Genomic DNA, 8,376 nt, shown 5'->3' with positions numbered 1-8,376 from the left:
TTGGAGCGGGAAACGAGACTCGAACTCGCGACCCCAACCTTGGCAAGGTTATGCTCTACCAACTGAGCTATTCCCGCGTGCCGCTTATAATACATTAAGCGAAACATGGGTCAACAACTTTATGCAAATAAATATGCTGATTGCATAAAATAAAATCAGAAATGAGCAATTAGATGTATTTTTATCGTTAAGTTGCCGAATAAATAGACATTTTGTTTGAGGCCAAAGCATACAAGAGCAACTTTTGTTTGTGTGCAGACAGGGTATACTAGGTTCAAATATACGAATAATCGTAAAGGAAAAGCTATGAGTCTTGAACAACAATTGATTGAACGGTTACAAACCCTTGCACCTAGCCATTTGGAAGTTATCAATGAGTCTGCTGGACATGGTGGTTATTTCCCAGGTAAAGAGTCACATTTTAAAGTGATTGTAGTGAGTGAAGAATTTAACGGATTACGTTTGGTTCAACGCCATCAAAAAGTTTATGCCTTAGCTTCAGATTTAATGAATCCAGGGCAAATTCATGCTTTAGCAATTCATGCTTATTTACCAAGTGAGTGGCAAGGTCAGGCACCTGCTAGCCCAGAATGTGCACATGCACCTAAAAGCTAAGGGTTAATTTCATGGATGCACATTTACTGACTAAAATTATTCACATGACCGCGGTGGCTGCCGCACTTATAGTTTTTGTATTACGCGCTTCAACTCTGTTTGTAGGCGTGCAAGGTGAACAACCAAATCCGGCGGGACGTAAAATATTAGTTGCCTTACAACATCTATCATTTACCGTAGTTTTTATTACTGGCGCAATTTTATTGGTCATGAAAGACTTTCAGGTACAGCCGTGGTTTTACGCTAAAATTATTCTATTTTTAGTCTTGTTATCTTCCCTTATGAAAGCCTTTAAAAAAGATGACACTCTTTTATTAGCGCAACGTAGGGCCGGTTTAATGATTAGCGCTATCGCATTTATTGCTATTATTATTTTAGTGATTGTGAAGCCTGTTTTTGCTTAATTGTTCTACATTCTTTGCCTTTTTGCTTAAGCTCTAGGTTAAACTGCGTACAGTAAAAAAATATGCAGAGGGAAACATGTTAACTCGTGTGGTGTTTAACCAAAAAGGCGGTGTAGGGAAATCAAGTATTACTGTAAATTTGGCCGCAATTAGTGCCAAACATGGCTTAAGGACATTGGTCATTGATCTTGATCCTCAAGCCAATTCTAGTCAGTACCTTTTAGGGGATGACGCAACCTATTCTGCTGAAAAATCAATTATAGAACCAAATATCGAAAATTTCTTTGATGATGTGTTGGGAAACAATCAACAAAAGGGTTTAATCGGTAATGCGTTAGGTTCGATTTTAAAAGCCCCACGAAATAAAGATATTGATAGCTTTGTACACTCAACTCCTTTTGCAAAATTAGACGTGCTTCCTGCCAGCCCAACACTTGGTGCTCTTGAACATGCACTTGAAAGTAAACATAAAATTTATAAATTACGTGATTCAATTCAAAACTTAATTGGACGATATGATCGTATCTATATAGATACACCACCTGCATTTAACTTTTTTACTTTGTCAGCACTGATAGCAGCAGATAAAGTCTTAATTCCCTTCGATTGTGATGTCTTTTCAAAGCGCGCGTTACAAACATTGATTGAAAATGTTCTCGAAACGCAAGATGATCATAATGATCGCTTGGAAATTGAAGGAATTGTCGTCAACCAATTTCAAGCTCAAGCAAAATTACCTCGGGAAGTGGTTCAGCAGTTGAAAGATGAAGGTTTGCCTGTACTTAATAGCATGTTACCGCCTTCGGTTTTAATGAAAGAATCGCATCAGAAAAATTTACCTTTGGCTCATTTGGCACCAGAACATAAATTGACTCAAGCTTATGAGACATTGTTTGGTGAAATTGAGCCAAAACGATAAGAGAAAAATGATGAAAGGCTTATATATTGCGCCTTTGGTGGCAGCCACTTTATTACTAGGCGCTTGTGCGACGACGGTAAAACCGACTTACGTGTCTCCGACACAATATCAATCTTTGGGCTGCCAACAGCTGCAAAGTGAATATAACCGTATCCAACAATATATCGACAATGGTGTCCAAACTCCGAAAAGTACCGGTATGGGTGTTGGACTTGGACTCGGTGGCGGCTGGGGACGAGGCGGTTGGGGATTCGGTCCATCTATCTCTGTCAATATGGGACAATCTTCTTCAACGAAAAATACTGAACTTTCACGTGTTTTAGGTCAGCAAGAAGCCATAGTTCAGGCTGCTCAATTCAAAAACTGTCCAATTATTGTTCGAAAAAAGACGAATTAATAGTCGATTTTGCATCACAATATGCTAATTAAGGCATATTGTGATGAATAAAGTTTAGCAAAATGTTTCATAATAAAATCAATATAAATCAATACATTTGAAATTTTAAAGCTTAATAATTTCTGTGTTTTCTATAATCAAAAGCCCTCACAAACTTGCTATATTTTGCCTATTTCGTTTAAGGTGGCCCCATCTTGGATGTTGTGGAAATTTTATGATTGAGAGTTGGTTTTTTGTATTGGCAATGTTGGCTGTGTTGCTTATTCCGGGTCCGACAAATGCTTTACTTGCAACCGCTGCTCATTCTCAAGGTTTATCTAAAGCATTCTGGCTTATTCCAATGGAATGGTTAGGCTATGCCTACGGGATTAGCTTTTGGGCTGTATTTATTCATTTAGCCGCTCCAATTTGGCCAGCACTGCTGCTCATTTTGCATATTACGAGTGTGTTCTATGTATTCTGGCTTGCTTTTCACTTATGGAAGAACACCCACTTACAACAGTTCAGTCAAAGTCACCGTAATATTCGACCACGTCAATTATTCTTATCTACCTTAAAAAATCCTAAAGCTTTGTTGTTTGCAGCGGGGATTTTTCCTGCTGAAGCATGGAATTCGCCTGAAAATTTTCTCATCGTGTTTGGTGTTTTTTCATTAATTCTGATTCCGGCAGCAAGTTTCTGGATGCTTTTTGGACGAGCGTTGTTAGCGGGTCCAATCAAAAAAATAAAAGCCGATCATTTATATAAAGGATCGGCTATGTTGCTCATTTTATGTATGCTTCCGGTGGTATTCCGTTTCTTCTAATTAGTCTCGAACATTGGCTTTTCGGTTTTTGAGTTTTTCACGTAGAAATCCGATGATGCCAGGTAAAACACTAATAATAATGATGCCGAAAATAAGATGGGTAAAGTTATCTTTAACGATTGGCATATTTCCAAATAAATAGCCTAAAGTTACAAAAGAAGCGACCCAACACAATGCTCCAATCAGGTTATAAGTTAGGAAAAACTTATAATTCATACTACCAGCCCCAGCAACAAATGGCGCAAAGGTGCGGGCAAATGGAACGAAGCGAGCAAAAATAATCGTCTTGCCGCCATGGCGAGCAAAGAATTCTTGAGTTTTAACTAAGTGCTGTTTATTAATGAATCGGGAATTCATTTCAAACACACGTGGACCGATAAAACGTCCAATATGGTAGTTTACCGTGTCACCTAAAACGGCAGCAATGAAGAGTAGAGTACCCAGTACCCATGGATCCATCGCACCTGTAGATGCTGCTAAAGCACCAGCTGCAAATAGCAAACTATCTCCCGGTAAGAACGGCATAACCACTAAACCGGTTTCAACAAAAATAATTAAAAATAGAATGCCATAAATCCACGTTCCGTAATTTATAATAAATTCGGCGAGATGTTGATCAACGTGTAGAATAAAATCAATAAGTTCCATGATAAGAGCAAGTGGTAAACCGTGCTCAAATCCTAGCAGTGAGCCTATAGAAAGTCAGTATAAAGCATCAAAAAAATACAAATTGATCATCTCGTTTATGCAACGATATATATGGATTTTGAGTATTTAATTATCAATGTCCCAAACCTAGAATGAGCTCATCAATAAATAAGCATTTAAATAAAGGTGGCAATATGTTTAATCCAAATGTAGTGGTCAAAAATATCGTAACGCAATCAGGCGCAGACAGTTTCATTAGCCTTATTGCGCGTCTTCTTATCGCCTATATCTTCCTTGTTGCAGGTTGGGGGAAAATTACTGGTTATGCAGCAACTGCTGGATATATGGAAGCAATGGGGGTTCCAGCTGGAATTCTTCCTTTAGTGATCTTGGTTGAGTTTGGTGGTGGTTTAGCCTTGTTATTTGGTTTCCAAGCACGCTTTGCAGCTTTTGGACTTGGAATCTTTAGTATTCTTACTGCATTTTTATTCCACCAAGGTGGTGCTGATGCAGCGGCACAATATAACAATGGCATCCATTTCATGAAAAACCTTGCAATGGCAGGTGGTTTATTCTTTCTGATGCTTCATGGTGCTGGACGTATTAGTTTGGATCATGCAATCGAGAAATAATATTCAAGACAAAATAAAAACCGGATGATCAACTCATCCGGTTTTTTTTATTTCTAGGGACGTAAAATTAGAGCATGAACTGGATTTGTAATTCCCCAACAACAAAACCAAGTACTGCACCTACTGCAATAAGTGCCCACTCATCTTCTTTAAACGCAGGGCGTAACATACCTTCAAATTCAGATGGTGTTAGTTTTTGCATACGTTCAATTAAAGTACTGCGAATATTCATAGCATCTTCTGCATAAGATTCTACGTATTTCATCGTCTCTGGAAGCCGTTGCATAATACGTTCAGCAACTTGCGATTTCATATCCTGATATTTTTCTCCGCCAATTGCGTAAACAACAAGTGGACGAATCACACCTGCTTGCATATCAATTTCTTGTTTGACATGGCGGTTAACCAGATCAATAACACGCGCAGAATGTGTACCAGAAAATAATTCTTCCATCATGTGGCGAGAAGTTAAAAGCTGTTTGGAAATTAGCGCTGCGTAGTCGGCGGCAACTTCATTTTGACGTTTAATAAATAAACCTTGCCACGTATAGCCCAATATTTTCTTAGGATAAAGTGGTCTAAACATCATTTGTAATGCAATCCAGTCACTGAAAAAACCCACAAAGCCGCCAAACATTGGCAGCATCCAAGGGTATTTACCTTGTGTGATAATCCAGCACAGCATCTGAATCACACCAATGCCGAAGCCAAATACAAATCCGACATTACTAAAAAATTTAAATTCTTGTTTGCCCACTCGTTTAAAAATATTGTTGAGTAGGCGTTTGTCTTTAAGCAAGTTGCTAATAACAAGATGTTTAATATCAAAATATCGGTTCACATCACGTTGTACTTCACTCATGATGTGCTCAACAATCTCGGGCGCTTTTGATTGCACACGACGAATGAGTCTTTGACGCGCAAACTCTGGCATGCCTTCCCATAATCCCGGCTGATACTCTTGCGCAACATCACGGGTAATATCTTCAGCTGCGGCAAGCAGTGGTTTTTCTATTTCTTTGGCAATACGTTTAGGATCTAGGCGTGCAAAAATTTCTTCAGGTTTAATGAGTTTGGCTGTCATGAGCTCAACAGCAATTGTTGCCATTTTCTCGGCTTTGCGTGGCACGATACCTTGCCAACCTAGAAATGGTTTAATGCCTTTAAACTCAAGTGGCGAAAACATCATCTGAATGGCGATTACCTTGGTGATGTAGCCAATTAAACCACTCATAAAAGGAATAGAGATATACAACCAAAAATGTTGCTGGAAATCTGCAATCATAGTTTGAAGCATTGTTGTTCCTTAGATTTCTATTGATTTTGATAGGGGGCAACAAGCCATAAAAATGGATAATTGTTTAAGCACAGACAAATATCGCTTATGGTATTTACCTTTCCATGGTAATGCCTGTTTTATCGGCTCATCTTAACATCAAATTCATGGTGATGTTGCATAGAATGTGATGAATTTATCAATACGTATGAAGTTTTTAAGACTAATCCAGATGTTTGATAAATATAAGTAAATATTAATTTATGTCAAAGAATTCAACGATAGAAATGATTCAGAAATGAAAAAAATAAGATATATGATGATTTGCGGTGCGCCGAAGCGTGAAAAATGTTAAAATGGCGCGCTTAATTCTTTTGCCATTTAGTGGTTTGTCATGACTACCAATACTCAAATTACTGAAGATCGTATCCTGATTCTGGATTTCGGCTCTCAATATAGCCAGCTCATTGCACGTCGTGTACGTGAAGCCGGCGTTTACTCTGAAATGTATGCTTTTGATATGTCTGAAGAAGACGTTCGCGCTTTTAAGCCAAATGGCATTATTTTGTCAGGTGGACCTGAGAGTGTGCATGAAGAAGGCAGCCCACGTGCACCACAAGTAGTGTTTGAGTTGGGTGTTCCAGTATTGGGTATTTGCTATGGCTTGCAAACCATGTCTGAACAGTTAGGCGGTAAAGTTGAGCCAGGTACTGTACATGAGTTTGGTTATGCCGAAGTTGATATCGTTAAACGTGACCAACTGATTGGCAACTTACAAGATCGTGAAGACCAACTTCATGTCTGGATGAGCCATGGCGACAAAGTGAGCCAGATTCCAGAAGGTTTTAGCATTACTGCAAGCACACCAAGTTGTCCTGTTGCTGCTGTAAGTGACGAAACACGCCGTTTCTATGGTGTGCAATTCCACCCAGAAGTAACGCACACGGCAAAAGGTGAAGAATTACTTGCAAATTTTGTTCATAAAATTTGTGGATGTGGTGGTCTTTGGACACCTGAGCACATCATTGATTTGCGTGTAGAACAACTACGTGAACAGATCGGTGATGAAAAAGTTCTTTTAGGTCTTTCTGGTGGTGTTGACTCATCTGTCGTTGCTGCGCTTTTACATAAAGCAATTGGCGACCAGTTAACATGCGTATTTGTTGACAACGGTTTACTTCGTTTAAACGAAGGTGACCAAGTAATGCAAATGTTTGCTGAAAACATGGGTATCCGTGTTATTCGTGCAGATGCTGAACAACGTTTCTTAACTGCATTGGCTGGTGAAGTTGATCCAGAGAAAAAACGTAAAATCATTGGTCGTGAGTTTATTGAAGTTTTTGCTGAAGAAGCACGTAAACTTGATGGCGTGAAATTCTTAGCACAAGGTACGATTTACCCAGACGTAATCGAATCTGCTGCAAGTAAACAAGGTAAAGCACACGTTATTAAATCTCACCACAATGTGGGTGGCTTACCAGACGATTTAGAGTTTGAGTTAGTTGAACCTTTACGTGACTTGTTTAAAGATGAAGTTCGTAAATTAGGTACGACACTTGGCTTACCACACAGCATGATTTACCGTCATCCATTCCCGGGCCCTGGTTTAGGTGTTCGTATTTTGGGTGAAGTGAAAAAAGAATATGCAGATATTCTTCGTCTTGCTGATGATATCTTTATGCAAGAGCTTCGCGACAGCGGCTGGTATGACAAAACAGCTCAAGCATTTGCCGTATTCCAACCTGTTAAGTCAGTTGGTGTAGTCGGTGATGGCCGTCGTTATGCATGGGTAATCGCACTTCGTGCAGTTGAAACAGTTGACTTTATGACAGCTCGTTTTGCACATTTACCATATGAACTAGTTGATAAAATCTCAACACGTATTATGAATGAAATTAAAGATGTATCACGTGTTGTATACGACGTGTCATCTAAACCACCAGCAACGATTGAGTGGGAATAATTTTCCCCAGTTAGTTGGTAAGGAAAAGGACGCGTTAGCGTCCTTTTTTATTACTTAACTTTTAAAGACTAAAATTAATTTTGATAATTATCAAAATGATAGATCTATTCTTATTACTTATTCTTGAAAAAAGATATATTAAGATATATCTTAATAATTATAAATTGATCATTTTTAGGTTTTAAAAGATGAAACAACAATCAGAACATCATCATGCTGAACACAATGGGCATCATCGAGAACATCACCGTTCAGGGCGTCGTGGAAGACTTTTTGAAGCTGGACGTATGAAACTTTTAGTACTTCACCTCATTCAGCAAAGCCCAAAGCATGGCTATGAAATTATTAAAGAAATAAGTGATTTGGTAGGCGATGGCTATACCCCGAGTGCAGGAACAATTTATCCAACGCTAACTAGTCTTGAAGAAATGAATTTAATTAATTTGCTAGACGTAGAGCGTAAGCAATATCAAATCACAGAGGTCGGAGAGGCTTACTTAACTGAACAACAAGATAAGTTGAATGAGCTATTAGAAAAACTACGTTTAAGACGAGAAATCCACAGTAATGATGAATTAATCGAAATTCACCGTGCAATGGAAAACTTAAAGACTGCCTTACGTTTGAAGTTGAACTCGGCAGGTTTACAGCAAGAGCAGATTTATCAAATTGCCGAAAAAATTGATCAAGCTGCGGTTGCAATTGGGCGATTATAGG

At 38.7% G+C, this 8,376-nt stretch carries 10 protein-coding genes and 1 tRNA gene; 8 read left to right on the top strand and 3 right to left on the bottom strand.

The annotated features are described in order from the left end of the window. Position 1: 1 nt before the first annotated feature. Positions 2-77, bottom strand: a tRNA-Gly gene (locus AC1PJP_RS08720). 229 nt (positions 78-306) lie between these two features. Between AC1PJP_RS08720 and AC1PJP_RS08715 the strand changes: the two genes are divergently transcribed. The 5 genes from AC1PJP_RS08715 to AC1PJP_RS08695 all read left to right on the top strand — a co-directional run bounded on the left by AC1PJP_RS08715 (position 307) and on the right by AC1PJP_RS08695 (position 3,140). Beyond that, entirely contained in the window at positions 307-615 is a 309-nt protein-coding gene (locus tag AC1PJP_RS08715; RefSeq protein WP_000051228.1) for a BolA family protein, read from the top strand. A gap of 11 nt (positions 616-626) precedes the next feature. After that, on the top strand, positions 627-1,019 hold the full coding sequence (locus tag AC1PJP_RS08710; RefSeq protein WP_045437026.1) for a SirB2 family protein: 393 nt from the start codon (positions 627-629) through the stop codon (positions 1,017-1,019). 76 nt (positions 1,020-1,095) lie between these two features. After that, positions 1,096-1,938: a ParA family protein gene (locus tag AC1PJP_RS08705; protein WP_003655596.1), complete on the top strand. Its 843-nt coding sequence runs from the start codon at positions 1,096-1,098 to the stop codon at positions 1,936-1,938. 10 nt (positions 1,939-1,948) lie between these two features. Then, positions 1,949-2,335, top strand: coding sequence for a hypothetical protein (locus AC1PJP_RS08700; protein ID WP_004795328.1), 387 nt, complete (start codon positions 1,949-1,951; stop codon positions 2,333-2,335). Between the two features lie 214 nt (positions 2,336-2,549). Then, positions 2,550-3,140 carry a LysE family translocator gene (locus tag AC1PJP_RS08695; protein ID WP_479766820.1) on the top strand — a complete coding sequence of 197 codons (591 nt, stop codon included), beginning with the start codon at positions 2,550-2,552 and terminating at the stop codon, positions 3,138-3,140. Here the strand turns inward: AC1PJP_RS08695 and AC1PJP_RS08690 are convergent, their stop codons facing one another. Next, positions 3,141-3,788: a DedA family protein gene (locus tag AC1PJP_RS08690; RefSeq protein ID WP_005309124.1), complete on the bottom strand. Its 648-nt coding sequence runs from the start codon at positions 3,786-3,788 to the stop codon at positions 3,141-3,143. It lies immediately after the preceding gene. A gap of 194 nt (positions 3,789-3,982) precedes the next feature. Here AC1PJP_RS08690 and AC1PJP_RS08685 point away from each other — a divergent pair, with 194 nt between their 5' ends. Further along, positions 3,983-4,420, top strand: a complete 438-nt coding sequence (locus AC1PJP_RS08685) for a DoxX family protein (RefSeq protein ID WP_004795325.1) — start codon at positions 3,983-3,985, stop codon at positions 4,418-4,420. A 67-nt stretch (positions 4,421-4,487) separates the two neighbouring features. Here AC1PJP_RS08685 and AC1PJP_RS08680 read toward each other — a convergent pair whose 3' ends face one another. Then, positions 4,488-5,705: a DUF445 domain-containing protein gene (locus AC1PJP_RS08680; protein ID WP_171056882.1), complete on the bottom strand. Its 1,218-nt coding sequence runs from the start codon at positions 5,703-5,705 to the stop codon at positions 4,488-4,490. Between the two features lie 385 nt (positions 5,706-6,090). Between AC1PJP_RS08680 and guaA the strand changes: the two genes are divergently transcribed. Both guaA and AC1PJP_RS08670 read left to right on the top strand, forming a co-directional pair. Next, positions 6,091-7,659 (top strand): glutamine-hydrolyzing GMP synthase, encoded by a 1,569-nt coding sequence (gene guaA, locus AC1PJP_RS08675; RefSeq protein ID WP_004795322.1) that lies wholly within the window; start codon positions 6,091-6,093, stop codon positions 7,657-7,659. Between the two features lie 188 nt (positions 7,660-7,847). After that, positions 7,848-8,375 carry a PadR family transcriptional regulator gene (locus tag AC1PJP_RS08670; RefSeq protein ID WP_005309127.1) on the top strand — a complete coding sequence of 176 codons (528 nt, stop codon included), beginning with the start codon at positions 7,848-7,850 and terminating at the stop codon, positions 8,373-8,375. The last annotated feature ends 1 nt before the right edge of the window (position 8,376 follow it).

This window comes from Acinetobacter sp. V116_7 (assembly GCF_056735735.1).
Note: the sequence above shows the minus strand (reverse complement) of the source record. Positions and strands in the feature narration are given on the sequence as shown.

Coding starts and splice junctions, on each gene's coding strand:
- AC1PJP_RS08715 (WP_000051228.1), top strand. CDS start 307: ATGAGTCTTGAACAACAATTGATTGAACGGTTACAAACCCTTGCACCT.
- AC1PJP_RS08710 (WP_045437026.1), top strand. CDS start 627: ATGGATGCACATTTACTGACTAAAATTATTCACATGACCGCGGTGGCT.
- AC1PJP_RS08705 (WP_003655596.1), top strand. CDS start 1,096: ATGTTAACTCGTGTGGTGTTTAACCAAAAAGGCGGTGTAGGGAAATCA.
- AC1PJP_RS08700 (WP_004795328.1), top strand. CDS start 1,949: ATGAAAGGCTTATATATTGCGCCTTTGGTGGCAGCCACTTTATTACTA.
- AC1PJP_RS08695 (WP_479766820.1), top strand. CDS start 2,550: ATGATTGAGAGTTGGTTTTTTGTATTGGCAATGTTGGCTGTGTTGCTT.
- AC1PJP_RS08690 (WP_005309124.1), bottom strand. CDS start 3,788: ATGGAACTTATTGATTTTATTCTACACGTTGATCAACATCTCGCCGAA.
- AC1PJP_RS08685 (WP_004795325.1), top strand. CDS start 3,983: ATGTTTAATCCAAATGTAGTGGTCAAAAATATCGTAACGCAATCAGGC.
- AC1PJP_RS08680 (WP_171056882.1), bottom strand. CDS start 5,705: ATGATTGCAGATTTCCAGCAACATTTTTGGTTGTATATCTCTATTCCT.
- guaA (WP_004795322.1), top strand. CDS start 6,091: ATGACTACCAATACTCAAATTACTGAAGATCGTATCCTGATTCTGGAT.
- AC1PJP_RS08670 (WP_005309127.1), top strand. CDS start 7,848: ATGAAACAACAATCAGAACATCATCATGCTGAACACAATGGGCATCAT.